A 25,474-nucleotide genomic window follows, 5' to 3' on the forward strand; every position below is an offset into this window, starting at 1 on the left:
GATCCATGCCGAAGGTGGGCGAAGAATTCACGCGCGAGTATCGAAACTGGGGGTGCGCTCAGCCCACTGGATGAAGCGCGCGGTTGCAATGGCTCTTGGCAGGGCCAGGCAAAGCCTGCTCTCGATCACGGGATCGGCAGGCGCGTCTTCGACCCAGTTATCGAGCGTGGCCTTGAGGTCCTTGATGTTGATCCGGCTGGTGATGGCCTCGTCGCGCTGAAGGCTTGAAAGCTCCTGCGAAAGCGCAGCCCGCTCTTGCGCCAGGCGTTCGCGCCAGTCGCTTGTCTGGACGCCGCGACGTTTCTCGGTTCTCACCTTCTCTGGCACTTTGCCTTCCAGCATGCGGCGGGCAAGCAGTCTCGTTTCACCGTCGGCAATGAACTGCTCTACCGGGATCGAATGGCAGAATTCGACTAACGGCCGATACGCCAGCGGATCACGTTCCTGAATACCATGTATCTGCAGGAACGCCTGATCGATGTCGCCTGCTTCACCACCACCGAAGTCACGCCGATAGGCGGCTGCGCGCGGTTCGAAGCGAAACAACATGTCGTGTCCCATGGCGTCAGATCGATCTGCCACGTTCCATCTCTTGGCCCAATCCGGATTGATGGGGGACCACGTCTCAAACGGGCTGGCATGTTCGCGGCCGGCAAGCTTCTGGAGCACTAGCCAGACAGGTTGCGGTAATCGGGGCGCAAATAGCCGGGCGTATAGAGCTCGCAAGACCGACTGGTCCGACGCCTTTGCAAGCCGCGTCTCACGCAGAAGTCGGCGCCATTGGACGCGGCGAAACCACTCTTCAAAGGCCCAATTGCCGTCAAGGCTGAAGCTCAGGTTGCCCGAACTGCCGGTAAAAAGAACGTCATGCCCTTCATTTCGGGCGCGTTCCGCGATGTCGTGTATCCAATGAAGGTTGGCGGCGTTACGCGGTACGATACCGCCAAATTCGAAAACCTGTTCAAGCTGGTGAGTGAACCAGCGGCCTTCGGTCGTCACCCCTTCGACATCGAGATTGCCATATATCCGGCCGAGTTCCTGCGCATATGGCAGTTCGTTGGTGAAGAACTCACCGGCACGCGCGGGTGTTGCGGGACCGTTGGGAACGCTTGTATAGGCCTTCAGTCGCGCTTCTTCAGGCAGGGCCTGTGCGGTGAAGGCAGCGACGGCCTGTGAATCCAGGCCGCCCGACAAGCTGACCGCGGGTTTTTCGAAACCATCGAGGGACGAACGGACCGCATCCTGAAGTAGTGCACGCCCTTGTTCGACATAGTCCTCTGTCGACTTCAATCTGGTCGGTGAGAGAAGCGCGAGATCATGAAAATGGCGGGTGCGTTCGTCATCGCGGGACAGGTGTTTTATCGTCCCGATCGGTAAGCGCCGGATGCCTTCGAACCAGCTACGCTCCTCTTCGTTGTAGTTCAGGGCAAGGCTGTCGGCGATCTTCTGCTCGTCGATCTCGCGTAAGACCCTTCCCGTCGCGAACAGCAGGTGAGGGGCCGAGCCGACGATCAGTTCGTCGTGGCTACGCCAGAAGTGAAGCGGCGGCGCGCGCAGCGGGCTGCGTGAGAGGCGAATTGACTGGCCTGAGGAGGCGACGATGATCGCTGCATACTGACCGCAAATCCGGACATCGACTTCCTCCCCGTGCCGGATAAATGCCGCAGCGTAGAGGGCGGCATCGGTCGTCGGCGAAATGCCGAGTGACCGCGCCAATGCCGCACGATCATCGAGATGTCCGTTGAATAACAGGATACTGCCGTCGGGCAGTGAAACGGGGTGGGCTGGTGGCTGCCCGTCCAATCTTGACGATGCGAAAACAGCATTGCCAATTGCATCCGAGCGGGCATTTGCCCCTCGTGCTAGCGTAAGCGCCTGAGTGAAACGGTCACGCGGTGGCGGGGCGCTGGCATCCCAGCGAAGATGAAGCGCGATCACTTGCGAAGAGTGGCGTTCAAATAGACGCCCGATGCGCAAACTTCACGCTTCGCCTCATCAATGGGTAGAACGCTGTCAGGAACCGTGGTTGTTCTTGGTGTCGAACCCTGGCTGGCGAACGATGGCGCCGACGTCCTTTAGCGTACCCACGACTTTCAACTCGGGGCGCGACCATTCGCGAGAGTTGACTGATTTTGAGACCGTTTCGTCCATGTTCCGGTGGCTCCTTTTTGCAGCGCCAAAATACACCCTGAGAAGTCGATTGATCAATCATGATTCGGAGCGGTTGCACCGCGCCTCTAAAATGCTCCGTTAGTCGTTCGCGGCCAGCAGGGTCATCTTCGGCCCGCTGTTGTGCGCGCCGACGCTGGCCGAGGTAACCAGAACCGTCGTCCCTTCGACGACGCGTTCTTTCAGAAGCTGATGAAAACCTGACGGAAGGCGCAACTTGTGCAGGGCCATCGCATCGAGAGCGTGATTGGCTTCACCCTCATGGCCCGGCACGCCGATAAGGACCCAGTGTGGCTTCCCGTCCTTGCCGGTGTGCAGCGTCGCGACGTGAGTACCGAGATGGTCGTCGATCTGGGCGCGGGCGCGGCCGACTTCCTGTCCGTTGCGAAGGACGACGATCCGCTGATCACTCGTCGAAATGATGATCGAGAGCGGTCCCTCGTCAGGCACGCTACGGTCCCAATCCCAGTTTTCGCTATCGGTAAGCGGTCTGTGAACCACCTGACCGCCAAGTTCGTCGACCGGCGCAAGAACGCCTCCCGCGAGAGTGCGAACGGGTGCACCCGCACGCCCTGTAACTACGACCGTGCCGCCCATGGACGTGATCTGGAACAGTTCCTTGGCAAAGGTGTATGGCAAATGCACGCAGCCGTGGCTCTCAGGGTAACCGGGCAGGCCGCCAGCGTGCAGGGCCACACCGTCCCAAGTAAGCCGCTCCTGAAAATACATCGGGGCGTTGTTGTACGTGCTGGAGTGGTGGTTGGCGTCCTTCTGCAGGATCTGGAACACACCCGTCGGTGTCTCGTGCCCGGGCTTACCCGTGGAGACCGTCGACACGCCGATATTGATGCCGTTGCGGTAGATGAACGCAAGTTGCGCTGTCAGGTCGACAAGCACCGTTACAGGGCCCGCAGGCGCAATCTCGGGGGCCCAGACCCAGTCGCCCGGCTTCAGGCTATTGGCAGCTTCTGCCAGTTCGAGGGCCGATGACACCTTGGCGCCCTGTGCCAGCGCAGGCACCGCGGAAAGCGCCACCGAGGTTGCCAACAGACACGAAATCAATCTGCGCATGAAATACCCCCCTGAGTTTCGGCAAAGTAAGGGAAGGGCGGATGTCTTCGGCCTATCCCTGAAAATCACCTTTTGATTTGATCGCATACCTGAGCCGAGGCCGTAAGGGCTTTCTTCTCGAAGCCAGCGAAGGCGATAGCATGCGGTAGGTGACAGTCTCGCTCATCGATCGGCCAGCTTTGACAAAGCCTTCCGCCGGATTAAAGGTTCACGGCAGCGTCGTCTTGTCGATCTGGATGAAGAAAATCCGTCAATCATTCCCATCCGTATGGTGTCTGATCGCTGCATTTTTGTTGCTGCAGTCGGTGCCGTCGTCGGTTTTGGCGCAGCCTGCCGCCTCTCCAGAGGCCAGCGCTTCCGATGCCAACCCCGCGCAGGTTCGCGAAGCGCAGATCCGCGATTTGATCGAAGGCGAATTAGACCCAGCTGTTTCTGCCGTGGAACTGCTGCAATTCTCGCTAACGGGGAAGGACGGGCTGCGGCTGCGGGTGGTGTCGCGCCTTATCCGCAATGATGACCTGTTCGATCGTGCTTCCGATGACCCGGCAATTCTCGAAAGCATTTCGCCGGAACAGGCACAGCTGGCTCTTGCCGAGGCTACGTTCCTTCGCCTGCCGCAAGATCGGCGTGAGCGGCTGCTCAAGGATCATGCCGCCCAGCACCAGGAATACCGGAAGGAACAGAACGAACGGCAATCGCAGGCCGATCGCGTTGCCCGGTTCTCGCAGGAACTGGCTGCTCTTCGCGATTTTCTTGATGGAAAGCCAGCCAATCCTGCTTTTCTGACAGCCAATCCCGCGGCGGTCGCAAACTTGCAGGCCGACAATTCCATCCTGTCCACGGCTACGCCGCAGCCCGGACCGGAGCCAGCGGTAGACGCACCGGTTGAGCAGCGGATTGCCTGGCTGCGAGCGCAGGTTCTGCTGGCCAAGCGGAAGATTGTCAGCCTGCCCGCCGACGAACTGTTCCGTCTTACCTCTGCCGCAGGACTGGATTCCGAGGCGGCTGACAGGATCGCGATTGCCGAGGCGAAACTCGACGAAGCGCGCATGCAACTCAACTCGGCAGAGCAGGCTGCATTGGATGCTGCCAGCGAGCATGAGCGGATCATCGCGAGCGAACGCGCGCGGCTGTTGCAGGTCAAAAAGGCCCAGGCACAGTTCCGCGCCGATCTGGCGCAGAGAGCGACGGAGCCGGACCGGATCACCGAGGAAGCACTGAGTTGGCGGCGCAGAATCATGGCCTCGGCAGATCGCCCCGCAGACGAAACTGACGATTTGTACGATGATCTCGTCGACGAACTGTCCCTCGTGCGCCGCCGTTTGCGAGAGGCGCTGAACCGGCCGGTCGATCCGGGCGTGCGCGCACTCCAGCCACCTGCACTCGATAATGCGCTTCAGCCCGGTGCTCCGGAAACGCAGGCCTTGACCACGCAGGCCCGGGCCCTGGGGAGAGAGGCAGATGCCCTGCGTGCGGCCTACGCCAACCAGTTGTGGGAAGAACGTGCAGCGCTGCGTAATGCGATGGCCCTGTTGAACGACGCGCGGCTCGCCATGTTGGCGTCGATAAGTCCGGGCAAGCGGTCGCGCGTAACCGGTTTCGGGTCTGAAGGGGTGGCGCAGGTAAGGCGTGAGATCGCCGAGATCGTGCTGGAAGTCCGCTTCAACCTGCAGTCGTGGCAGCGCACTTTGACTGACCTGTCAAACCGGGTGGCACGGCCCAGTCCCGGCTTCGTGCTCTCCATGCTGAGAATACTGGTCCTGATTCTGGCATTTGCATGGTGGCGCAGGCGAGGGGACGCCATCCTGCTTCGTGCCCAACGTGAGGCGGCGAACCAGCGTCCGCGTACCATGGCACGGTCGGTCCAGACGGCGGCTTTGCGGATATGGCGCGGCATCCGCAAACCGCTCGACTGGCTCGTGCTGGTCGCATTGCTGTGGTGGCTTCTGCCCGAAGAACTGGCGCTGACCGGAAGCGACTTCATCTGGATCATCCTGTTCTGGTCACTCGCGACATTCACGCTGATTCGGCTGGTCAACGAACTGGCCAAGGGGCGTGGCAAGGAGGACCCGCGTGCGGCCTTGCGCTGGAAATCGCTGAAGCTTTTGGCCGGAAGCCTGCTGGTAATCGGCTTGCTGCTCAACCTGACGCGGGCAAGCGTCGGGCGCGGCGCGATCTACAGTTGGGTTCAGACTAGCGCATGGATTCTCGTGCCCGTGGTGGCGATGCTGCTCGCCCACTGGTGGCGTGCGCGGATCGTCACCCTTGCCAAGGCCGAGGCCGGGGACAGCGCTCTGCTGCGCTGGGTCGGCAACGATCCGGGCGGGATTGGCGGCAACGTGGCGCGGATTCTTGTGGGTGTCGTGCTGCTGCTGAAAGGGCTGCGCGCGATCATGGCGCGGCGCATTCGCGACGTGGCCCTGGTGCGCGAAATGCTCGATCAACGCGCGCGGCTCGTTGCCGAAAAACAGGTGGCCGAAGACAAGGCCAGCGGGCGGTTCCATCGTATTCCCGCAGAGGTGCGGGCCTATTTCGATCCTCACCGGCTTCCCGCGACATTGCGGCTAGACGATAGCAGGCCCGGTTATTCGCCGGTGCCGGACATTCCGCGCGGTTCGCTGACCCTGATCGTCGGGGAGCGTGGTTTGGGCAAGTCCTCGATCCTCCACGACGTGACCGAGAAGATTGGCGATAATTGCGAAGTGGTCGCGCTGGAAGTTCCGGGGTGTCCGGGGCCGGACTATCTTGCCGAAATCAGCGAAAAGGTGATGGCAGGCGAAGGCAACGCGGACCGCGACGTGCTCGTCGTTCTGGACGATATCCAGCGGCTGATCGTGCCGGCCATCGGCGGGCTCGGCGCACTTGATCGGCTCATCACGATGGCGCGCGAAAGCGGGCCCAATTATCGCTGGATATTCACGGTCTCCGACGCGTCGTGGCGCTTCTTGCAGCGGGCCCGCAGTGACCGGATCCTGTTCGATGCCATGATATCGCTACCACACTGGACTGCTGGCGAAATCAGGGCTCTGATTGAACGACGCACCGAACAGGCTGGTATCGATCCCGACTTCTCGGACATGGTCGATGATGGCGTTTTCGAATTCGGCGAGGAAGTGTCGCCGCTGGAACGCAGGAAGCGCGGTTATTTCGAGCGGCTTACCGAGTATGTTTCGGGCAATCCGGCGATCGCACTGGATTATTGGCAACAATCGCTTTTCGTCGACGGGCGCAGCGGCACGATCACGGTGCGGACTTTCGATACACCTCCGGTGGAGAAGCTGGCCGCGCTGCCGATGCCTGCGTTGTTCGTCCTTCGCGCCTTGTTGCAGATGGACTTTGCCAATGCCGACATGATCCGGGCCAGCACCGATCTTTCCGCGATGCAGGTGACCGATGCCTTGCGCCGGCTTGAGCGGATCGGGACTGTCGTCTGCCATGATGGCAAGTACCAGATTGCACTGCACTGGTGGATGGAAGCGGTCAGGCTGCTGGCGCGCCAGAACCTGATCGTGCGGGAGAAGTCGTGATGTTCGCAAATGCACGCATCCTAAGGTTCGCCGCCTTGTGGTTGGCTTGCGCGCTGATGGCCCGCCCGGCGTTTGCGCAGGGCGATATCGACGTCAATACGATCAGCAGGCTTGCCGATATTGTCCGCTGGGGCGGTGTCATTACCTCGATCTTCGTAATTGCGGGCGCCTGGGCGCTGCTTCGCCTGCTCGGCCGCTTTGTCGCGGCGTTCGGCACCGAATTTTCATCGCGACGCCTGACCCTTCACAAGATTTCGACGATCGGCCAATTCGTCGTCTACGTGGCAACGACGGCCATCGTGCTGCTTCTGTCCTTCCGCTTTGACGAGACCACCCTAGCTGTCATCGGCGGCACCGTGGCGGTCGCGGTCGGCTTTGCGATGAAGGACCTCGTCGCCTCGTTCATCGCGGGCGTCATCGTAATGCTCGACCGGCCCTTTCAGGTGGGCGACAGGGTCATGTTCGGCGGAGAGTACGGCGACATCACGGCGATCGGTCTGCGTTCGGTGCGCATGCAGACGCTGGACGACAACACCGTGACGATCCCGAACAGCAAGTTTTTGAGCGATGTGACTTCGTCGGGCAACTACGGCGCGCTCGATATGCAGGTCGTCATGGATTTCCATATCGCGGCGGATCAGGACATCGAGCGGGCGAGGGACATCCTGAACGAAGCAGTGCTGTCCAGCCGGTTCGTGTTTCTTTCGAAGCCAGTGGTCATCCTGATCAACCAGTGGGTGACGGATCATCTCGTGGGCGTCAGATTGCGGGTGAAGGCCTATGTTCTCGATACCCGGTTCGAAAAGGCGTTTGAATCCGATGTTAACTTGCGGGCGCTTCGGGCTTTCCAGAACGAGGGCATTGCCACGCCTGCAGGTTCGTTCGGCGTATCCCGCCAATCGGCGTAAAGGGCTGGAGCCTGGATTTGGGAATGCCCTGCGCCTAGCACTTAGGGGAATTCAGTCCGGTCAATTTCCTGCCTAGCCTTACGCTCAAAGCGAAAAGGCGGGAGAGTAATCAGGATGGGTGCCGACAGCTTCAGGATCGACCCTGCATGGTATTGGTCGCGGGAGCGGGCGCAGGCCGAATGGGACGCGGTCTGGACGCGCACATGGCACATGGGCCCGCGTGAGGAAGACCTGCCCGAGGGAGGCGATGTCTTCATCCATTCGCTGGGGCCGGAAAGCCTGCTTTTCGTGCGCCGAGACGATGACAGCGTTCGCGGTTTCTACAACGTGTGCCGCCATCGCGGAAACCGGTTGCTGCTGGGCCCTGACGGTCCGGCCTACGCGCAAAACTTCACCTGCGCTTTTCACGGCTGGGTCTACGATCTCGACGGAAAGCTGGGCCACGTGCCCTATCGCGAACGGTTCGATTCAGCGAAGATCGAAAATGCTGCCTGCACGTCGCTGCGCGGCTTCAGGACCGAGAGTTTTGCGGGCTGGATCTGGTTCACCCTAGACGATGACGCGATGCCCCTGCGCGAGTTTCTCGGCCCCCTTGCAGAGCGGCTCGAAGGCTACCGGATGGAGCGAGCGACGATCGTCGATTACAAGACGTTCGAATTCGGCTGCAACTGGAAGACGACGTTCGACGCGTTCAACGAAAGCTACCACTTCCAGTCGCTGCATCCCGAAATCCTCGCCTGGGGCAACGAGGATGCCCCCATCGCGCTGCAGGGCATCCACAGCTTCATGTACAACGAGTACGGCAGCCCCAGCGCCCTGTTCCCCGAGCAGGACAAGCTGAACCCCGCGCTAGAGGCTCTGCTCGAAGCCAGCGGTATCGATCCGGCGACTTTCCCCGGCAAGGCAACCGATGTGCGCCGCGCGGTGCAGGAGGCCAAGCGAAGCCAGCAGGACGGCAGCGTCTTTCCTTACGCCAGCCTCAGCGACGGGCAGTTGAGCGATGCCTATCACTTCATGCTGTTCCCCAGCCTGCACTTCAATCTCTTCCCCGAGTTCTACGTCGCCATGCGCTATCGCCCGCATCCCAGCGGCGATCCGGAGAAGATGTACTTCGACTTCATCATGTGCGCGCCCTTGCAGGAGGGCGAGAAAGTCGCCCCTTACGAGCACAAGGTCGTGCGCGGCGGTGAACAGGAAGTGGGCGAGGTGCTGGAATGGGGCGTGCGGTCGCACCCTGTCGTCAACCAAGTGCTGGGGCAGGACGTCGACCTTGTCGAGCACGTCCAGAAAGGCATGCATTCGAAGGGTTTCGCCGCCCCGATCCTGAGCAGTGACGAGCGCCGGCTGGAGCATTTCCATCGCAATGTCGACGCGCTGATCAACGGCGCGTCGCTGGCAGAACTTATGGCTGACAATCCGGTCGAAGAAGAGCCTACGAGTGGCGGTAAGGTAAGGGTTTAAATCTATGTCGCGAAAGGAAAACATCGACCTGCTGAACCGCTATTTTCAGCACATGCACGATGGCGAATGGGCCGAGGCGGAGGCGATGTATCACGACGATATCGTGGTCCATATGCTTGGCACGACACCGGCATCGGGCAGGCTCGACGGCAAGGCGATGGTCACCGACGACCTTATTGCCGAAAAGGTCCACGGTGCGCTGGTGCCCGAAGGGATCGCCTTTGCGCGGCGCTGGAAGGTCATGTGCGCGGACGACGAGCGTGTCGTCGCGATCATGGAGGGAGGCGGCCCGACCAAGGCCGGTGACCTTTACGACCAGACCTACTGCGAGATTTTCCGGTTCAAGGACGGCAGGATCATCGAGATGCATGCCTTCTTTGATACAGCGCTGGCGGAGCGGGCGCTGTTCGACAACCCGCTTGCCACTCCGCGTGAGCCCGGATCGGCCCGCATGGATTACTGAAGGGAAGGGCGGTCCGGACAATCGCCTGACCGCCCTGCCTGATCAGTCGGTCTCGTCGAGCAGGCCGCGCTGACGCAGCATCGGTTCGACTTCGGGGTCCTTGCCGGTCATGGCGCGGAAAGCCGCACCGTAATCGACTGTGCCGCCGCGCGACAGGACGGTGGCACGGAAGCGGTCCCCATTGGCGCGGGTCATGCCGCCATGTTCGTCGAACCACTCACCCGTGTCAGCCGAGAGCATCTCCGTCCACAGGTAGGCGTAGTAGCCGGCCGAGTATCCGCCCGACCAGATGTGGCGGAAGTAGCTGGTGCGATAGCGCGGCGGCACGAGGTCCGTGTGCAGCGGGTTCGCTTCCAGCGCGGCAGCCTCGAAGCCGTTGACGTCTTCGGGCACCTTGCCGTCGGGAAGGGTGTGCCAGTCCATGTCGAGCATGGCCGCGGCCAGCGTTTCGCCCAAGGCGTAACCCTGGTTGAAGGTCTGCGATTCCTGGACCTTGGTCAACAGGTCGGCAGGCATCGGCGCGCCGGTTTCGTAGTGCTTGGCGTAGTTGGCAAGCACGGTCGGCTCCATCGCCCACTTCTCGTTCGCCTGCGACGGATACTCGACGAAGTCGCGCGCGACAGCCGTTCCTGAAAGCGAAGGGTACTTCTGGTCCGCGAACAAGCCGTGAAGAGCATGGCCGAATTCGTGGAACATCGTCGTCACGTCATCGAATGTCGCCAGCGCCGGTTCGCCAGCGGCAGGCGGTGCGATGTTGAGCACGTTATAGATGACCGGCTTTTCACCATAGAGATGCGACTGCGATACGAAGCTCGACATCCAGGCCCCGCCGCGCTTGTTGTCGCGCTTGAAGGGGTCGAAATAGAACAGCGCCAGTTCAGACCCGTCCGCGTCGAACACGGTGTAGACCGAGACGGTCGAGTGCCAGGTCGGGATATCGGCGCGCTTCTTGAAGGTCAGGCCGTAGAGCTTGTTGGCGGCATAGAACACGCCGTCTTCCAGCACGCGGTCGACCTGAAAGTAAGGCTTGATCTGCCCTGCATCGAGATCGAACTTCTTGGCGCGGACCTTCTGGGCGTAGAAGTCCCAGTCATAGGGTTCGACAGAGAAGTTCTTGCCCTCGGCAGCGATCTCTTCGTTGATCGCGGCGGCCTCGCGCAGCTGTGCCTTGGCGGTCGGACCGGCAAGGCCCTTCATGAACTCGATCGCGGTCTGCGGATCGCCGGCCATACGGTCGTACATCTGGTAGCTGGCAAAGTCCGGCTCACCGAACAGCGCGGCCTTCTGCGCGCGCAGGGTGGCAAGCTGCCTGATGATCCCGCGCGTGTCGGTGGCGCTGCCGTCGGACGTGCGGTTCCAGCTCTTCTCGAACAGTTCGCGGCGCGTGTCGCGATTGGTGAGAGAGTCGAGCTTGGGCTGCTGCGTCGTGTTCTGGAGTGTGATGATCTCCTTCCCGTCGAGCCCGCGTTCATGCGCGGCCTGCGCGGCAGCGGCGATTTCGGCCTCGCTGAGACCGGCGAGCGCGGCGCGGTCGGCAACGACGAGCGCCTGGTACTTGTCGGCCTCGGTCAGCGTCTGCGAGAACTTCGTGCTGAGCGAGGAGAGCGTCGTGTTGATCTCGCGAAGCTGCGCCTTGGCGTCGGGCGACAGCTTGGCACCGGCGTGGACGAAGTCCTCGTAAGTGCGCTCCAGCAGCGCCTTGTCCTCGCCGGTCAGGTTCATCGTGGCGCGCGTGTCATAGACGGCCTGCACACGCTGGAAGATCGCGTCGTTGAGGTAGAGCGCATCGCTATGGGCGGCGAGCTTGGGCGAGAGTTCTGCATCGATGGCGTCGAGCGTGTCGTTCGTCACCGTGCCGGTCTTGACCGAGAAGACCGAACGGGCGCGGTCCAGCATGCGGCCGGTCTTTTCGAGCGCGATGATCGTGTTGTCGAAGGTGGGCGCTGCAGGGTCGTTGGCAATCGCGGTCCATTCGGCGCGCTGGATCGCCATGCCCTGCTCGATCGCGGGCTTGAAGTCGGCGTCGGCGATGCGGGTGAAATCGGGGGCGTGGAAGGGCAGGGCCGAGGGCTGGGCGAAGATGCCGGTGCCTTCAGGGATCGCGGTCGCTTCAGTCGCGGTGGCCATGGTCGTGTCCGTCGTGGTGGTGCAGGCGCCTAGGCTGGCGACGCAAAGCGCCGTGCCGATCAGCAGAACCGGTTTGTACAAGGAAAAGTCTCCGCAAGCATGCGTTTTCGATGGCCGCGGGAGGGACCGTGGCCGGGGGGATTGATGGGTCGGATTGCCGGGCCAGAAGGCCCGGTCAGGATCGACCGAGCGCGCACAGATCATATTTCCGTATCAATTGAAACCGGTTTGCGGCGGACAGTACTTTTGAGTGAGCCGAATGCAGGCAAGCATTGGACCGAACTTTTCCACCATTCGGCGCAAAACCGCAGTTTCCCGCTTGCGGCGCGGGCCCAGTTGTGATTCTGGTAACCTTATGTCCTCGAACAACCTCACATCGCTTGGTCGGCGCCGCAAGGTGGCTGCACGGCCGCATCTGCCGAAGCGCCGCTTCGGACGGGTCGCTGCGGTTGCTTCGTTGATCTTCCTCGGCGCTCTCATGCTGGTCGGCCCGACCGGCGTTCGCGCGTGGAGCGAGTCTGCGCGCATGCTCGATCAGCGTGAAATGGAATTGTCCGCACTGCAGGCAGAGCGGGACCGGATTGCGAACCGCGTCGAGCTGCTGGATCCGGCCCATGCCGACCCCGATCTCGTGGGGGAATTGCTGCGCAGCAACCTGAATGTTGCGCATCAGGATGAACTGGTTTTGTCGCGAGACGACTGACCTTTTTCCAAATCGGTTAAATCAGTCACTACCCTTGTGCGCCGGGGGGTCCCGACCCTATACGGCGGATGAACGTGCGCACCTCCCTCCCTCGCGCGTAACGTCAGAACAGAGGTACATCGATTGGCTACGAGGAAAGCGAAAGGCGGCAGCCAGGCGGCTGCGGTAACGTCTCCCACCGACGACCCCGAATTCGCCCTGCGGTCGCTGCAGGAAGCATATGAAAAGCAGGGCAGCTACAAGGCGAGCGATGAGGAACTGACAGAGTTCTATCGCCAGATGCTGCTGATCCGCCGCTTTGAAGAGCGTGCAGGGCAGCTTTATGGCCTCGGCCTCATCGGTGGTTTCTGCCATCTTTACATTGGTCAGGAAGCGGTGGCCGTGGGCCTGCAGTCCGCCCTTGCCGAGGGCAAGGACTCGGTCATCACCGGATATCGCGATCATGGCCACATGCTGGCCTACGGCATCGACCCCAAGGTCATCATGGCCGAACTGACCGGCCGTGAAGCCGGCATTTCGCGCGGCAAGGGTGGATCGATGCATATGTTCAGCACCGAACATGCCTTTTACGGCGGCCACGGCATCGTCGGTGCGCAGGTCCCGCTGGGCGCAGGCCTAGCCTTCGCGCACAAGTATCGTGATGATGGCGGCGTATGCATGGCCTACTTTGGTGACGGCGCGGCCAACCAGGGCCAGGTCTATGAAACCTTCAACATGGCTGCCCTTTGGAACCTGCCGATCATCTTCGTGATCGAGAACAACCAGTACGCCATGGGCACCAGCACCGCGCGGTCCAGCGCTGAGACGGAATTCCACCGTCGCGGTACCGCGTTCCGCATTCCTGGCATGGATGTCGACGGCATGGACGTGCTTGCCGTTCGCGGTGCGGCCGAAGTCGCGCTCGAACACGTGCGCGGCGGCGGCGGTCCGGTGCTGATGGAACTCAACACCTATCGCTATCGCGGACACTCGATGTCGGACCCGGCCAAGTACCGCAGCCGCGACGAGGTCAAGGAAATGCGCGACAAGCATGACCCGATCGAGGCCGCCAAGGCCGAGCTGATCAAGCGTGGCGTTGACGAGGCGAAGCTGAAGGAAATGGAAAAGTCCATTCGTGCGCAGGTTGGCGAAGCTGCTGACTTTGCCGAAAGCTCGCCCGAACCGGAATTGTCCGAACTCTACACCGACGTGCTGGTGGAAACCTACTGATGGCTGTCGAACTCAAGATGCCCGCGCTCTCCCCGACGATGGAGGAGGGCACTCTCGCCAAGTGGCTGGTCAAGGAAGGCGACGAGATCGCGCCTGGTGACATCATCGCCGAGATCGAAACCGACAAGGCCACGATGGAATTCGAATCCATCGACGAAGGCACTGTCGGCAAGATCATGGTCGCCGAAGGGACCGAGAACGTGAAGGTCGGCACCGTGATCGCGGTTCTCGATGGTGACGGCTCCGATGTCGCAGCTCCTGCTCCGGTGCCTGCGGCAAGCGAGCCTGCCGCCAAGGAAGAAGCGCCGACCGAGGCTGCCAAGCCCGCGACCGCCAAGGTCGAGATCGCCCGCGATCCGGACTTGCCGGAAGGGACCAAGATGGTCTCCACCACGGTTCGTGAAGCACTGCGCGACGCTATGGCCGAGGAAATGCGCGCCGACGACCGCGTCTTCGTGATGGGCGAGGAAGTCGCCGAGTATCAGGGCGCCTACAAGGTGACTCAGGGCCTGCTCGACGAATTCGGCGCCAAGCGCGTGATCGACACGCCGATCACCGAATACGGCTTTGCCGGTATCGGTACGGGCGCGGCGATGGGCGGCCTTCGTCCGATCGTCGAGTTCATGACGTTCAACTTCGCCATGCAGGCGATTGACCACATCATCAACTCGGCGGCCAAGACGAACTACATGTCGGGCGGCCAGATGCGTTGTCCGGTCGTCTTCCGCGGTCCCAACGGCGCGGCCAGCCGCGTCGCGGCGCAGCACTCGCAGAACTATGGCCCTTGGTACGCCAGCGTCCCCGGCCTCGTCGTCATCGCGCCTTATGACGCGGCGGACGGCAAGGGCCTGCTGAAGGCTGCGATCCGCAGCGAGGATCCGGTCGTCTTCCTCGAAAACGAGCTGATGTACGGCAAGAGCTTCGACGTACCGGACATGGACGATTTCGTCCTGCCGATCGGCAAGGCCCGCATCATGCGCGAAGGTTCGGACGTGACGATCGTGTCCTACTCGATCGGCGTCGGCCTCGCTCTCGAAGCGGCCGAGAAGCTGGCGGGTGAGGGGATCGATGCCGAAGTCATCGACCTGCGCACGCTGCGTCCGCTTGACACCGGAACCGTGCTGGCGAGCCTGAAGAAGACCAACCGCCTCGTCGTCGCCGAAGAAGGCTGGCCGACCTGCTCGATCGCCAGTGAAATCTCGGCGGTCTGCATGGAGGAAGGCTTCGACGATCTCGACGCCCCGGTGATCCGCGTGACCAATGCCGACGTTCCGTTGCCTTACGCTGCGAACCTCGAAAAGGAGGCGCTGATTGATACGGCCAGCATCGTCGCTGCAGTGAAGAAGGTCTGCTACGTCGACTGACGGATCACGATCCGCCAAACAGAAAGGGCCGGCTTCGCAGCCGGCCCTTTTCTTTAGCGCCCAATGTTTCCAGCTCAGGTCCCGAAGACAGGCTCTTCTCCCGTGCCCGGATCGGTGCCGTCGTCAGGCTCTTCATCAGGCAGGTCATTGCCCGGCACGAAAACCGAACGCGTGTATTCCAGCTGAAGCAAATCGACATTCGTGAAGCCAAGCAGGTTCGGCACATCATAGACCATGCGCAGGTCGATCTTGCGCACGCGGTCCATGCTCTGGGTTTCCTCGTTCTCGACGAAGACCTGCAGATCGTTGATGTGCAGCATGTAAGGCGCAGAAACTGCGACGGTCATTGCTTTGGTTTCAATCTGCTCGTCGGTGAGGAAATTGCTCTTCTGCGCCTCGACCGCCATGTACCGGCTCATCTCGCCGGCCACACCGCGAACCGCGTTCTGGGCCTGCAGGTACATGCCGGCCTGAAACACGCCGATCAGCATCGTGATCAGAACGGGAAGAAGCACTGCCATCTCGATGATGGTCGTGCCGCTTTCATCCTTGCGGAAGTTCGAGAGGTGCTTGTTCATCATCATCACCCGATCTGGATCGACCGTTTCACTTCGAAGGTAAGGTCCTTGCCAAGGCCGTAATTGGTCCAGATCGGCGAGTAGCTGTCCTTCATGTAGATGACGAGGAACGCGCTCTGAGTCTGCGATTCATTCGCGCATCCTTCCTCGGCCTGACGCGCACTGTTGTTGCCACACCGCCAACGCTTGTAGACGCTGACCTGGCCCGGTTCGATCTGGTCGCCCGTGTTTGCGAGGGTCAGATTACTGGCCGTCGCTAGATAGGCCTGCAGTTCAGAAACCGTCCGTTCGACATCCGCTTCGTTTTCCGGCGCGGCGGCAAGGATGATCTCCATGCCATTCGCCGCAACCGACTGCATCTCCGTCTGACGCGCGACCATCGAGCTGACTTCGACCCCGCCCAGCGTCAAGGCGATCAGCGCGGGGGCGACGAAAGCGGTTTCGATCAGTGTCGAACCGGCCTGGTCCCGGTGGAATTTGCGGATGATGCTAAGCATAGTCGTGCCTCACGCGATAAGCTTGACGGTGCCATAGATGACAGAGGTCTCGTGGCTGTGACCCTCGGGGCAGAACTCCGTCATGTCGGTCGTACCGGTGAGCGTCACCTTGTTGGCCACGATCATCAGGCACATGTTTGCGACTTGCGCGGTACCGGCCATCGTGATCGAGCTCTTCGGCAAATAGACCGAACCGCTGACCCATGTGCTGCTGGTACCTGCGAAGAGGTGGCCGTTACCTTCGCCCGAGGGGTTGGCACCTTCGGAAGTCGGATCTTCGAAAATCAGCATGCCGGCCATCGCCTGCGCCTCGCCATCGGGAATGCCGTAGCTGAGAAGCGTGTTGTAGGTGATGCCCTGGAGATTGATTTCGGTGCCGTCCGTCGTCACTTCGGTAGTGCCGTCGAAGTTGTTCGTTGAGCTACCGCCCAGCGCAAGCTTTGCACCGCCGGTCAGAATGAACATGATGTCGTTGCCGATGACTTGGTGGTCACCGTTGATCTTCAGCGACCCGCCGTTGATGACATAGATGCCGGACTGGAAGGTCGTGTCGCAAGATACCGTCAGGCCACGTTCGTAGATCCCCGGCTTGGCAATGCCGAGCTCGACGACCTCGCCACTCTTTTTGCCCTTACCGGTTTCCTTGCAAGTGTAGCTGCCTTCGCCGGTGACGTAGTCGAGAGGGGCGTCGATACCTTCGAACGGGTCCAGCAGCTGATCCTGCGGAATGTTCTCAAGGATGATGTCGTCCGTCATCTCGTTCAACTGATCGTCGATCGTGCCGGCCGAGGTGATCGAACCTGCATCGATTGTCGGTTGACCGTTGACGACGATCGCATCGCGACCTTCCCAACCGCTGCTGCCGTCGTCCTGGTCGATGCAGTTGCCGTCGGGGTCGAATGTCGTCACGCACAGCTTCTTAGAGTCCGACATCGCCATGATGCCGCATTCTGCGGTGAAGACGGCGTCGCCGTTCAGGCGGATAGAGTCGGAATCGCTCTTTTCAGTCGAGACGAGGCAGTTGCTGACGATCGCGCCACCGGTGAAAGCGGCCTGCGACATCACCGCGACGGTCGTGTCGTTTTTCGTGAAATAGCTAGTGAAAGGCAGGCGCTTGGTCGCCGAAACGTTCACCGTCACCGCGTTGTTCATGACACCGGCGTAGTGCGACTTCACGATCGTAGGGGTTGCATTGAAATCCTTGGTCACCGCGTCGTTCGCGTTGAACTCGGTCGTACCGCGCGCGGCCCATTCCGTGCTGTTCGGGTTTTCAGCCAGTTCCCACGCCGCGGCCATCGCGGCCTGATCGGCGGCATATTGCAGTTCGCGTTTCCACAGGTAGTACTGCGCGAAATCGATGGCGAAACCGCCACCGCCGATCACCATCGGCATGCCGAAGGCAGTCAGGATGAGGGCATTGGCACTCGTTTCCTGGCGAAAACGCTTGAAGAAGCGGCAGGCGCTCTTGGCCGAACGGCGAAGGATCATCAAATGGCTCCCATGCAAAATCTGCGCCCTGAGCGTGCAATGCGCACGACAGAGATCGGGTACACAGGTTGAGATTACGTAAACTCTGGTAATCGGGGCTTAAACAGATGTGGTTAGCGAGACGTTAGTGACCGAGAATCCTGACTTGCGGGCCTTTTGGGCAGAGGCAGAGGAGCAGCTTTTGCCCCCGATCCGCCTCGCGATCGCCTATGCGCCTGCTGCGGTGCGGCAATTGTGGACCGGTTTCTTTGTGCTTGATCGCCGATTCGCGCAGATCGTTGCGACGGCGCGTGAGCCGATGCTGGCGCAGATGCGCCTCGCGTGGTGGCGGGAGACATTGCACCGTCCGGTGGACGAGTGGCCGGCGGGGGAGCCTTTTCTGGCTGCGTTGTCGCGATGGGGCGAGGAGCGGTCCGCGTTGGCCGGATTGGCCGATGGCTGGGAAGCGATGATTGGCGAGCCGCCGCTCGATGCCGCTGCGTTCGCGTCACTGGCCGGAGCGCGGGAGGATGCGGTTGCGGCGCTTGGCAGGCTTTCGGGCGGAGTTGCGGATAATGCGCGCGCGGCGGCGCATCGCTGGGCACTGGCCGACATTGCGATGAACCTGTCCGATGAAACGGAGCGGGGGAGGGCGGATGCCTTGCTTGCTTCTGCCGACAAGCCGCACGGTAAGGTTGCAAAGGCGATGCGTCCTATCGCCGTCCTCGACGCTCAGATGCAGCGAGCCTTGGCCGAAGGACGGCGTATTGGCGGACCGGGCGATCTGGCCGTGGCCTTGCGTATCGGTCTGTTCGGTCGGTGATAGTTTGAGGCGCTAACTTTTCTTGCACGGTCAGTCCGTTAGGGTCCGAACCTGCAGGAGGGTCGCAAATATGAATCGCATGGTTGTGGGCGCGCTTGGCGCCCTGATGCTTGTCGCCATGGGGCTGTTCTGGTGGCAGGGCCGTGCCATCGAGGTCGAGGGGCTGCCCCCGCCGGACATGGATGCCTCGGCGCAGGTTCGGGAGCCCGAAGCCCTGCCGTCTGCGGATGTGAACGAAATGCAGGGACCCAAGCTGCCCACCGCGATCAAGATGAACGACGAACAGCGTCGCTTCGCCCGTTATGACATCAACCGCGATCTCATCATCACGCGTAACGAAATGCTTTCGACGCGGGTAAGTGCTTTCCGCAAGCTGGACGTCGATGGCAACAACCTGCTGACGTTCGAGGAATGGGCCGTGACGACCGTGAACCGCTTTGAAGGTGCGGACGGGGACAAGGACGGTCGACTGACCCCGGCCGAATACGCGACGACCGCGCCCAAGAAAAAGACGCGTCCTGCGCCCAAGTGTCGCTGCTGAAGTGGCTCAGGCCGGTTCGGTAATCCGCGCTGCGCGCAGCCATTCGGCCATGTCGCGCTTTGCCCGCTCGGTATAGTAGGCCTTGCGCTGCTTCTTCTTGATGCTGTCGTCGTCGGGCATCGGGAAGAGACCGAAATTCACGTTCATCGGCTGATAGCTGTCCGCCTCGGCGTCGCCTGTAATGTGTGACAAAAGTGCGCCCAGCGCCGTCGTGCGGGGCAGGGGCGTCCAGTCGCGGCCCGCCAGTTCGGTCGCGGTCATCAAGCCCGCCAGCATTCCGATGGCGGAGCTTTCGACATAACCTTCACAGCCCGTGATCTGCCCTGCGAACCGCACATGCGGCGCGCTTTTCAGGCGTAGCTGGCGATCGAGCAACGTCGGCGAATTGAGGAACGTGTTGCGGTGCAGTCCGCCAAGCCGCGCGAACTCCGCGTTCTCAAGGCCCGGGATGGTGCGGAACAGTTCAACCTGCGCGCGGTGCTTCAGCTTCGTCTGGAAACCCACCATGTTCCACAGCGTGCCAAGCTTGTTGTCCTGCCGGAGTTGGACCACGGCATAGGGCCAGCGACCCTGCGGAAATTCGGGCGTCACGTCGTGCGGATTATCCAGCCCCACAGGCTTCATGGGTCCGAAACGCAGGGTTTCGACGCCGCGCGCGGCCATGACCTCGATCGGCATGCAGCCGTCGAAATAGGGCGTATCGGCTTCCCATTCCTTGAACTCGGTCTTCTCGCCGTCGATCAGGCCCTGCCAGAAGGCGAGGTACTGTTCCTTCGTCATCGGGCAATTGATGTAGTCGCCTTCCTCGTTCGAGGCCTCGGTCCGCTTGTTCCAGCGCGACTGGATCCAGCAGATGTCCATGTCGATGGAATCGCGATAGACGATGGGCGCGATGGCATCGAAGAAGGCGAGGCTGTCCGCGCCGGTCGCGGTGCCGATCGACTGGGCCAGCGATGCCGCGGTCAGCGGGCCGGTTGCAACGATCGTCGTGCCCTCGCTCGGCAAGGCATCGACGCGTTCGCGCACGATCTCGACGTTGGGGTGTTCGGTCAGGCACTTCTCGACATTGTCGGAGAACACGTCGCGGTCGACGGCGAGCGCCGATCCTGCCGGAACTTGCGCGACTTCTGCGGCCTTCATGACCAGCGAATTGCATTGGCGCATCTCGTAATGGAGCAGGCCGACCGCATTTGCCGTGTCGTCGTCCGAACGGAACGAGTTCGAACAGACGAGTTCCGCCAGCCCGTCACCCTGGTGAGCGGGCGTCGTGTCGCCGCCGCCACGCATTTCGGACAGGCGCACTTTCACGCCCCGGTTCGCAAGCTGCCAAGCCGCCTCGCTGCCTGCGAGACCGCCGCCGATGATATGCACCTGGTGAGTCATGCGCGCGGGTTAGCGATTGCCTATCGGGTAATGCAAATGCAAAGAGACATCGAAGGCCGACTGGTCGGCGCAGGGGAGCACAAGACAAAGGTCGTGAGACGCGCATTGGCACAAAGGCGGCCGTGGTTGCTCGCCAGCATTATCGTCGCGGTGGCGTGGTGGTTCTTCGAGGACAGCCACACGATTCCCGGTCTTTTCAAGGTCGTGTGGAAAGGCCTGCCGCTCGTCCTGCTCGCGCTCTATGCCTTCCAGCGCCACCTCGGCCCCGACGGACACGCGCTTACGGGCCTGCTGTTGATCGCGGGCGTGTCGGACATGTTTTCCGAGCTTCAGTATGCGAGCGCGGCGACTCTAATGGGATTTTCGCTGCTGCTCGGCATCTGGCTCTATGCCCGCAACCGGCGCGATCACACTGTCGGGTCGCAGAAGATACTGGCCTTCGTACTCGTAGTAGCGGTGCCGGTGATCAGCTGGTTCCTGCTTCGCGGTGAGGAAGGACGATTGCTCGCAACCGGTTTCTCGCTGTTGCTTGCCATCATGGCGGCCATGGCCTGGACGAGCCGCTTCTCGCGCTACCGCGTTGGCGTCGGGGCGATCCTGTTCGTGGTGTCGGACCTGCTGCTATTCGCAACGCTTGGCCCCGTCCTCCACGACAATCCCGTCGCGTCGAAGCTGGTCTGGCCGCTCTATTATGCGGCACAGCTCCTGATCGCGACGGGTGTCGTCAGCAGGCTGCGACGCGACGCCGCAGCCTGAGCATTAGGCCTCGGTCGGCGGCGGGTCGTCGCGGTCCTGCGTGGTGTCGGGCGTCGTCTCGTCCGCATCACGGCCGAGGATTTCCTCGACGATCGCTTCTTCCGCCTCGTTCTCGGGCGCTTCTTCCTCGTCCAGGCGGGCGCAGCCCACGACGTGCTCGCCCTTGGCAACGTCGAACAGGCGCACGCCTGCCGAGCCGCGACCGATAACGCGCAGCGACGATAGCGGCATGCGGATCAGCTTTGCCTGATCGGTGACGAGCATCAGTTGCTCGCCCTTGTGCGCGGGGAAGCTGGCGACGACCGGGCCGTTACGTTCAATGTTGTCGATGTTCGTGATGCCCTGACCGCCACGACCGGTGCGGCGATACTCATACGCAGAGCTCATCTTGCCGTAGCCGTTGGCGCAGACGGTGAGGATGAACTCTTCCGCTTCCTCCATCCGCGCCATCGTGTCGGTGTCGAGCGTGGGTTCGGCCTCGTTCTCCTTCCACGGAGCGGCGCGCAGGTATTCGTCGCGCTGTTCGAGTTCCGCACCGTTAAGGACCGAAATCGAGATGACCTTGTCGTCACCCTTAAGCGTCATGCCGCGAACGCCGGTCGACGTGCGCGACTGGAACTCGCGGACATCTTCTGCGGAGAAGCGGATCGCCTTGCCCTCGCGGCTTGCCAGCAGGACGTCGTCGTCCGGCGTCAGCAGACGGACACCGACGAGGTAGTCGTCGCTGTCATCGTCGAAGCGCATCGCGATCTTGCCGTTCGACGGAACGTTGGTGAACGATGCCATCGAGTTGCGGCGCACGGTGCCGTTGCCGGTCGCGAACATGACGTGCAGGTTACCCCACTCTTCCTCGTCCTCAGGGAGGGGAAGGACCGTCTGGATCGTCTCTCCATCACCGAGCGGCAGGAGGTTCACCATCGGGCGGCCGCGCGTGGTCGGGCCGCCTTCGGGCAGCTTCCAGACCTTCATGCGATAGACCTTGCCGGCTGTCGAGAAGAACAGGACCGGATTGTGCGTGCTGGTCACGAAGAGGTTGGTGACAGCATCCTTTTCCTTCGTCGCCATGCCGGCGCGGCCCTTGCCGCCACGGGCCTGTGCGCGGAAGGTCGAGAGCGGGGTGCGCTTGATGTAGCCGCCCATCGTGACGGTGACGACCATCTCGTCCCGCTCGATCAGGTCCTCGTCTTCGATACCGTCCCATGCAGGTGCGATTTCGGAAACGCGCGGCGTTGCATAGGCGTCGCGCACTTCGCGCAACTCGTCCTGCATGACCTGGTAGAGCTTTACCCGGTCGCCGAGGATTTCGAGATATCCGGCGATGTCTTCGGAAAGCTTCTGGAGTTCCTCGCCGATTTCATCGCGGCCCATCGCCGTCAGGCGGTGCAGGCGCAGGTCGAGGATGGCGCGGACCTGTGTCTCGCTCAGCGTATAGGTCGGCTGCTTGTCGAGATCGTCATCGTCCTCGATCGCTTCGACAAGGCGGATATAGGGCGCGATCTCGCCCATCGGCCATTCGCGCGACAGCAGGCTCTCACGCGCGATGGCGGGGCTTGCCGAACCGCGGATGATCTTCACGACCTCGTCGAGGTTGGTGACCGCGATGACGAGGCCGAGCAAGATGTGCGCGCGTTCGCGGGCCTTGTTCAGCTCGAACTTGGTGCGGCGGGTGATGACATCTTCGCGGAAGTGGATGAAGCTTTGCAGGATGTCCCGCAGGTTCAGCACTTCGGGGCGGCCGCCGCGGATCGCCAGCATGTTGGCCGGGAAGCTCGACTGCGCAGGTGTGTAGCGCCAGATCTGGTTGAGGACGACCTCGGGCGATGCATCGCGCTTCAGGTCCACGACGACGCGCACGCCTTCGCGGTTCGATTCGTCGCGGATGTCGGAAACACCCTCGATCCGCTTGTCCTTGGCGGCTTCGGCGATCTTTTCGACGAGGTTCGACTTGCCGACCTGGAACGGGATCGAGGTAAGGACGATCGACCGGCGGTCGCCGCGCTTTTCCTCGATCTCGTGGCGGCAGCGCTGCAGTATGGAACCGCGACCTTCGCGGTAGGCGTTGCGCGCGCCCGACTGGCCAAGGATCAGCGGCGCGGTCGGAAAGTCGGGGCCGGGGATGATCTCGAACAGTTCATCCACGGTGATGGCCGGGTTCTCGATCATGGCGAGGCAGCCGTCGATCACTTCGCCAAGATTGTGCGGCGGAATGTTCGTCGCCATGCCGACCGCGATGCCGCCTGCGCCGTTGACCAGCAGGTTCGGGAAGCGTGCGGGCAGAACCTCGGGCTCGCTGCGCGAACCGTCGTAGTTGTCGGCGAAGTCGACGGTATCCTTGTCGAGGTCGTCGAGTAGCGAGTTCGCGACGCGGGCAAGACGCGCCTCGGTATAACGCATCGATGCCGGCGGATCGGGGTCCATTGAACCGAAGTTGCCCTGACCGTCGATCAGCGGCAGGCGCATCGACCAGTCCTGCGTCATGCGGGCCAGCGCATCGTAGATCGCGCTGTCGCCGTGCGGGTGGTAGTTGCCCATCACGTCGCCGACGATCTTCGCGCTCTTGCGGTAGGGGCGTCCGGCGACGAAGCCGCCTTCCTGGCTGGCGAAGAGGATGCGGCGGTGAACGGGTTTCAGGCCGTCGCGGACATCAGGCAGCGCGCGGCTGACGATGACGCTCATCGCGTAGTCGAGGTAGCTCGACTTCATCTCGTCGACGATGTCGATCGGTTCGATGTCGGGTTCGCCGGGAAGCGGCGCAGTATCAGTCAGATCGTTCACGAATGACGGCTCTTGTTCTCTATGATTTTCCGTATGTCCGCACCCTAGGGAAGGGGGGGCGCAATGGCTAGCGAAACGGCGGAATTGCGCCAGTCAAAGGCGGCTTTTTCCACACTTTCCGACTGCGGCTTAACAGGGGGATGCTGCACGTGGGCAAACGCGCCATTCAATCCGCGTTCAGCGGCGAACCCCTATTACCAATGTCAATTGTGCAGGGCCCTGTCCGGTTGCCATTAGAGCCAAAAATCGGCATTGCCCCGCTCGGAACGGGAATTCACGCGTTTCGGCGGTTCCAAGGGCCGCCGTTGTCGCATTTGGATGGTTGAGGAGTATTTCATGAAGCGTTCGATTTCGCGTGTTGCGATGGCCATGGCACTGGCAATCGGTGCCACCGGTATGGTTGCCGTCGCTGCGCCTGCCGAAGCTGCGCAGAAGAAGAAGGGGGGCAGCGGTCAGTACTCGAAGGAGTTCATCGCGGTCTACCAGCCGATTTCGACCAAGGTCGAGGCCGGTGACACCGCCGTTGCGGCCGAGATTCCGGCTCTGACTGCCACGATCAAGTCGCCTGACGAGATGCTGGCCGGTGGTCAGCTGATCTACAACATCGGCGCGCAGACCAGCGACCAGGCCCTGCAGTACCAGGGCGTGAAGCTGATGGCCGACAGCGGCAAGCTGCCGGAAGAGAACCTCGGCAAGATCTACCTTGCTGCAGGTCAACTCGGCTACAATGCCAAGGATTACGCGACGGCACGTTCGTATCTTCAGAAGGCCCAGCCGCTGATGCCGAACGACCCGCAGGTTCCGGGGCTCATCGCCGAAACGTATGTCGGCGAAGGCCAGTTCGAGCAGGCTCTCGGCATGATCGAGAAGTCGATTGAGACGATGCGCGCCGCCGGTCAGCCGGTCGAGGATTCGACTGCGTTCCGCGGTCTCGCCATCGCGGCGAACAACGGTCTTAACGACCAGGCGTTCAAGTGGGCGACCTACGTCCTCGAAAGCTCGCCGCGCGCAGAATATCGCGGTGAAGCCTACAAGGTGCTTTCGGCTCTTTCGCCGTTCACCAAGGACGAGGAACTGGACCTGCTGCGCCTGATGGCTCGTAATGACGGCCTGACCGTTCGCCAGCAGTACATGGCTTACCTGCAGGGTGCAGACGCACGTCGCCGTCCGGCAGAAGTGAAGCAGGTCATCGACATGGGCATCGCTGACGGCGTGCTCGACGGTTCGTCGGCCATCGTCAGCGAAGAGCTGAACGTCGCCAAGAGCCGCATGGCGCAGACGCTGAAGGAGATCGATACCGACTCCAAGAACCCGTCGAGCGCGAGCGAAGCTATTGCGATCGCCGACGTCTACCTTGGCTACGGCAAGGGTGCTCAGGCCGAGGCGCTTTATACCAAGGCGATCTCGATGGGCGCGACCGACAAGGCTGCTGCTCTGACCGGTCTGGGCATTGCTCAGGCAGACCAGGGCAAGTTCGCCGAAGCCAAGTCGACTTTCGAGCAGATCACGACTGGCAACCGCTCGACGCTTGCCAAGCTGTGGATCGCCTACGTCGACAGCAAAACCGCCGGATAATCGGCGCGTCATTGCCAGAAACAAGAAAGGGCGGCCTTGCGGGGCCGCCCTTTTTCTTTGTCTATCGGTGACGGGCC

Annotated in this window: 20 protein-coding genes; 11 read left to right on the plus strand and 9 right to left on the minus strand. The window is 61.8% G+C overall.

Annotation, left to right across the window (positions count from 1 at the left end; all coding sequences use genetic code 11):
- Positions 1-27: 27 nt before the first annotated feature.
- The 3 genes from KIH45_RS03130 to KIH45_RS03140 form a co-directional block, all read right to left on the minus strand.
- Positions 28-1,803, minus strand: coding sequence for an asparagine synthase-related protein (locus KIH45_RS03130; protein ID WP_213174503.1), 1,776 nt, complete (start codon positions 1,801-1,803; stop codon positions 28-30).
- A 210-nt stretch (positions 1,804-2,013) separates the two neighbouring features.
- Positions 2,014-2,151, minus strand: a complete 138-nt coding sequence (locus KIH45_RS03135) for a hypothetical protein (protein WP_213174504.1) — start codon at positions 2,149-2,151, stop codon at positions 2,014-2,016.
- A gap of 99 nt (positions 2,152-2,250) precedes the next feature.
- Entirely contained in the window at positions 2,251-3,240 is a 990-nt protein-coding gene (locus KIH45_RS03140; RefSeq protein ID WP_213174505.1) for a L,D-transpeptidase, read from the minus strand.
- A gap of 293 nt (positions 3,241-3,533) precedes the next feature.
- Between KIH45_RS03140 and KIH45_RS03145 the strand changes: the two genes are divergently transcribed.
- From KIH45_RS03145 to KIH45_RS03160, 4 genes are all read left to right on the plus strand, one after another.
- A complete protein-coding gene (locus KIH45_RS03145) occupies positions 3,534-6,767 on the plus strand; it encodes an SMC family protein (RefSeq protein ID WP_213174506.1) in 3,234 nt (1,077 codons plus the stop codon).
- Complete coding sequence (locus KIH45_RS03150; RefSeq protein WP_225899596.1) at positions 6,767-7,675, plus strand: mechanosensitive ion channel family protein; 909 nt, start codon at positions 6,767-6,769, stop codon at positions 7,673-7,675. Before KIH45_RS03145 ends, KIH45_RS03150 begins: the two co-directional genes overlap by 1 nt.
- A gap of 114 nt (positions 7,676-7,789) precedes the next feature.
- On the plus strand, positions 7,790-9,136 hold the full coding sequence (locus tag KIH45_RS03155) for an aromatic ring-hydroxylating oxygenase subunit alpha (protein WP_213174507.1): 1,347 nt from the start codon (positions 7,790-7,792) through the stop codon (positions 9,134-9,136).
- Between the two features lie 4 nt (positions 9,137-9,140).
- On the plus strand, positions 9,141-9,599 hold the full coding sequence (locus KIH45_RS03160; RefSeq protein WP_213174508.1) for a nuclear transport factor 2 family protein: 459 nt from the start codon (positions 9,141-9,143) through the stop codon (positions 9,597-9,599).
- 42 nt (positions 9,600-9,641) lie between these two features.
- Here KIH45_RS03160 and KIH45_RS03165 read toward each other — a convergent pair whose 3' ends face one another.
- On the minus strand, positions 9,642-11,807 hold the full coding sequence (locus tag KIH45_RS03165) for a M3 family metallopeptidase (protein ID WP_213174509.1): 2,166 nt from the start codon (positions 11,805-11,807) through the stop codon (positions 9,642-9,644).
- 274 nt (positions 11,808-12,081) lie between these two features.
- Between KIH45_RS03165 and KIH45_RS19425 the strand changes: the two genes are divergently transcribed.
- The 3 genes from KIH45_RS19425 (at position 12,082) to KIH45_RS03180 (ending at position 15,002) form a co-directional block, all read left to right on the plus strand.
- Positions 12,082-12,429, plus strand: a complete 348-nt coding sequence (locus tag KIH45_RS19425) for an FtsB family cell division protein (RefSeq protein WP_337925391.1) — start codon at positions 12,082-12,084, stop codon at positions 12,427-12,429.
- A 123-nt stretch (positions 12,430-12,552) separates the two neighbouring features.
- On the plus strand, positions 12,553-13,638 hold the full coding sequence (gene pdhA, locus KIH45_RS03175; protein WP_213174510.1) for a pyruvate dehydrogenase (acetyl-transferring) E1 component subunit alpha: 1,086 nt from the start codon (positions 12,553-12,555) through the stop codon (positions 13,636-13,638).
- Positions 13,638-15,002 carry a pyruvate dehydrogenase complex E1 component subunit beta gene (locus tag KIH45_RS03180; protein WP_213174511.1) on the plus strand — a complete coding sequence of 455 codons (1,365 nt, stop codon included), beginning with the start codon at positions 13,638-13,640 and terminating at the stop codon, positions 15,000-15,002. The genes pdhA and KIH45_RS03180 overlap by 1 nt, the downstream gene beginning before the upstream one ends.
- Before the next feature lie 74 nt (positions 15,003-15,076).
- On the opposite strand, the gene KIH45_RS03185 is transcribed toward KIH45_RS03180, so the two are convergent.
- The 3 genes from KIH45_RS03185 to KIH45_RS03195 are packed head-to-tail and all read right to left on the minus strand — an operon-like array spanning position 15,077 to position 17,565.
- Positions 15,077-15,580, minus strand: a complete 504-nt coding sequence (locus KIH45_RS03185; protein WP_213174512.1) for a TadE/TadG family type IV pilus assembly protein — start codon at positions 15,578-15,580, stop codon at positions 15,077-15,079.
- Between the two features lie 5 nt (positions 15,581-15,585).
- A complete protein-coding gene (locus KIH45_RS03190) occupies positions 15,586-16,077 on the minus strand; it encodes a TadE/TadG family type IV pilus assembly protein (protein WP_213174513.1) in 492 nt (163 codons plus the stop codon).
- Positions 16,078-16,086: 9 nt separating this feature from the next.
- Positions 16,087-17,565 (minus strand): pilus assembly protein TadG-related protein, encoded by a 1,479-nt coding sequence (locus KIH45_RS03195; RefSeq protein ID WP_213174514.1) that lies wholly within the window; start codon positions 17,563-17,565, stop codon positions 16,087-16,089.
- A 127-nt stretch (positions 17,566-17,692) separates the two neighbouring features.
- Between KIH45_RS03195 and KIH45_RS03200 the strand changes: the two genes are divergently transcribed.
- Both KIH45_RS03200 and KIH45_RS03205 read left to right on the plus strand, forming a co-directional pair.
- A complete protein-coding gene (locus KIH45_RS03200) occupies positions 17,693-18,367 on the plus strand; it encodes a hypothetical protein (protein WP_213174515.1) in 675 nt (224 codons plus the stop codon).
- A gap of 70 nt (positions 18,368-18,437) precedes the next feature.
- Positions 18,438-18,908 (plus strand): EF-hand domain-containing protein, encoded by a 471-nt coding sequence (locus KIH45_RS03205; RefSeq protein ID WP_213174516.1) that lies wholly within the window; start codon positions 18,438-18,440, stop codon positions 18,906-18,908.
- Positions 18,909-18,914: 6 nt separating this feature from the next.
- On the opposite strand, the gene trmFO is transcribed toward KIH45_RS03205, so the two are convergent.
- Positions 18,915-20,291, minus strand: a complete 1,377-nt coding sequence (gene trmFO / locus KIH45_RS03210) for a methylenetetrahydrofolate--tRNA-(uracil(54)-C(5))-methyltransferase (FADH(2)-oxidizing) TrmFO (protein ID WP_213174517.1) — start codon at positions 20,289-20,291, stop codon at positions 18,915-18,917.
- A 36-nt stretch (positions 20,292-20,327) separates the two neighbouring features.
- Here trmFO and KIH45_RS03215 point away from each other — a divergent pair, with 36 nt between their 5' ends.
- Complete coding sequence (locus KIH45_RS03215) at positions 20,328-21,047, plus strand: lysoplasmalogenase family protein (protein ID WP_213174518.1); 720 nt, start codon at positions 20,328-20,330, stop codon at positions 21,045-21,047.
- 3 nt (positions 21,048-21,050) lie between these two features.
- Here the strand turns inward: KIH45_RS03215 and gyrA are convergent, their stop codons facing one another.
- Positions 21,051-23,750, minus strand: a complete 2,700-nt coding sequence (gyrA, locus tag KIH45_RS03220; protein ID WP_213174688.1) for a DNA gyrase subunit A — start codon at positions 23,748-23,750, stop codon at positions 21,051-21,053.
- 408 nt (positions 23,751-24,158) lie between these two features.
- Here gyrA and KIH45_RS03225 point away from each other — a divergent pair, with 408 nt between their 5' ends.
- Positions 24,159-25,397 carry a tetratricopeptide repeat protein gene (locus KIH45_RS03225; protein ID WP_213174519.1) on the plus strand — a complete coding sequence of 413 codons (1,239 nt, stop codon included), beginning with the start codon at positions 24,159-24,161 and terminating at the stop codon, positions 25,395-25,397.
- Positions 25,398-25,474: the final 77 nt, after the last annotated feature.

It is taken from the genome of Croceicoccus gelatinilyticus (assembly GCF_018398395.1).
Classification (GTDB): domain Bacteria; phylum Pseudomonadota; class Alphaproteobacteria; order Sphingomonadales; family Sphingomonadaceae; genus Croceicoccus; species Croceicoccus gelatinilyticus.

What these genes read in the sequence shown, in the direction of transcription:
- KIH45_RS03135 (WP_213174504.1), bottom strand. Translation starts at nt 2,151, where the DNA reads ATGGACGAAACGGTCTCAAAATCAGTCAACTCTCGCGAATGGTCGCGC.
- KIH45_RS03140 (WP_213174505.1), bottom strand. Translation starts at nt 3,240, where the DNA reads ATGCGCAGATTGATTTCGTGTCTGTTGGCAACCTCGGTGGCGCTTTCC.
- KIH45_RS03150 (WP_225899596.1), top strand. Translation starts at nt 6,767, where the DNA reads ATGTTCGCAAATGCACGCATCCTAAGGTTCGCCGCCTTGTGGTTGGCT.
- KIH45_RS03155 (WP_213174507.1), top strand. Translation starts at nt 7,790, where the DNA reads ATGGGTGCCGACAGCTTCAGGATCGACCCTGCATGGTATTGGTCGCGG.
- KIH45_RS03160 (WP_213174508.1), top strand. Translation starts at nt 9,141, where the DNA reads ATGTCGCGAAAGGAAAACATCGACCTGCTGAACCGCTATTTTCAGCAC.
- KIH45_RS19425 (WP_337925391.1), top strand. Translation starts at nt 12,082, where the DNA reads ATGTCCTCGAACAACCTCACATCGCTTGGTCGGCGCCGCAAGGTGGCT.
- KIH45_RS03180 (WP_213174511.1), top strand. Translation starts at nt 13,638, where the DNA reads ATGGCTGTCGAACTCAAGATGCCCGCGCTCTCCCCGACGATGGAGGAG.
- KIH45_RS03185 (WP_213174512.1), bottom strand. Translation starts at nt 15,580, where the DNA reads ATGAACAAGCACCTCTCGAACTTCCGCAAGGATGAAAGCGGCACGACC.
- KIH45_RS03190 (WP_213174513.1), bottom strand. Translation starts at nt 16,077, where the DNA reads ATGCTTAGCATCATCCGCAAATTCCACCGGGACCAGGCCGGTTCGACA.
- KIH45_RS03195 (WP_213174514.1), bottom strand. Translation starts at nt 17,565, where the DNA reads ATGATCCTTCGCCGTTCGGCCAAGAGCGCCTGCCGCTTCTTCAAGCGT.
- KIH45_RS03205 (WP_213174516.1), top strand. Translation starts at nt 18,438, where the DNA reads ATGAATCGCATGGTTGTGGGCGCGCTTGGCGCCCTGATGCTTGTCGCC.
- trmFO (WP_213174517.1), bottom strand. Translation starts at nt 20,291, where the DNA reads ATGACTCACCAGGTGCATATCATCGGCGGCGGTCTCGCAGGCAGCGAG.
- KIH45_RS03215 (WP_213174518.1), top strand. Translation starts at nt 20,328, where the DNA reads ATGCAAAGAGACATCGAAGGCCGACTGGTCGGCGCAGGGGAGCACAAG.
- gyrA (WP_213174688.1), bottom strand. Translation starts at nt 23,750, where the DNA reads ATGAAGTCGAGCTACCTCGACTACGCGATGAGCGTCATCGTCAGCCGC.
- KIH45_RS03225 (WP_213174519.1), top strand. Translation starts at nt 24,159, where the DNA reads ATGAAGCGTTCGATTTCGCGTGTTGCGATGGCCATGGCACTGGCAATC.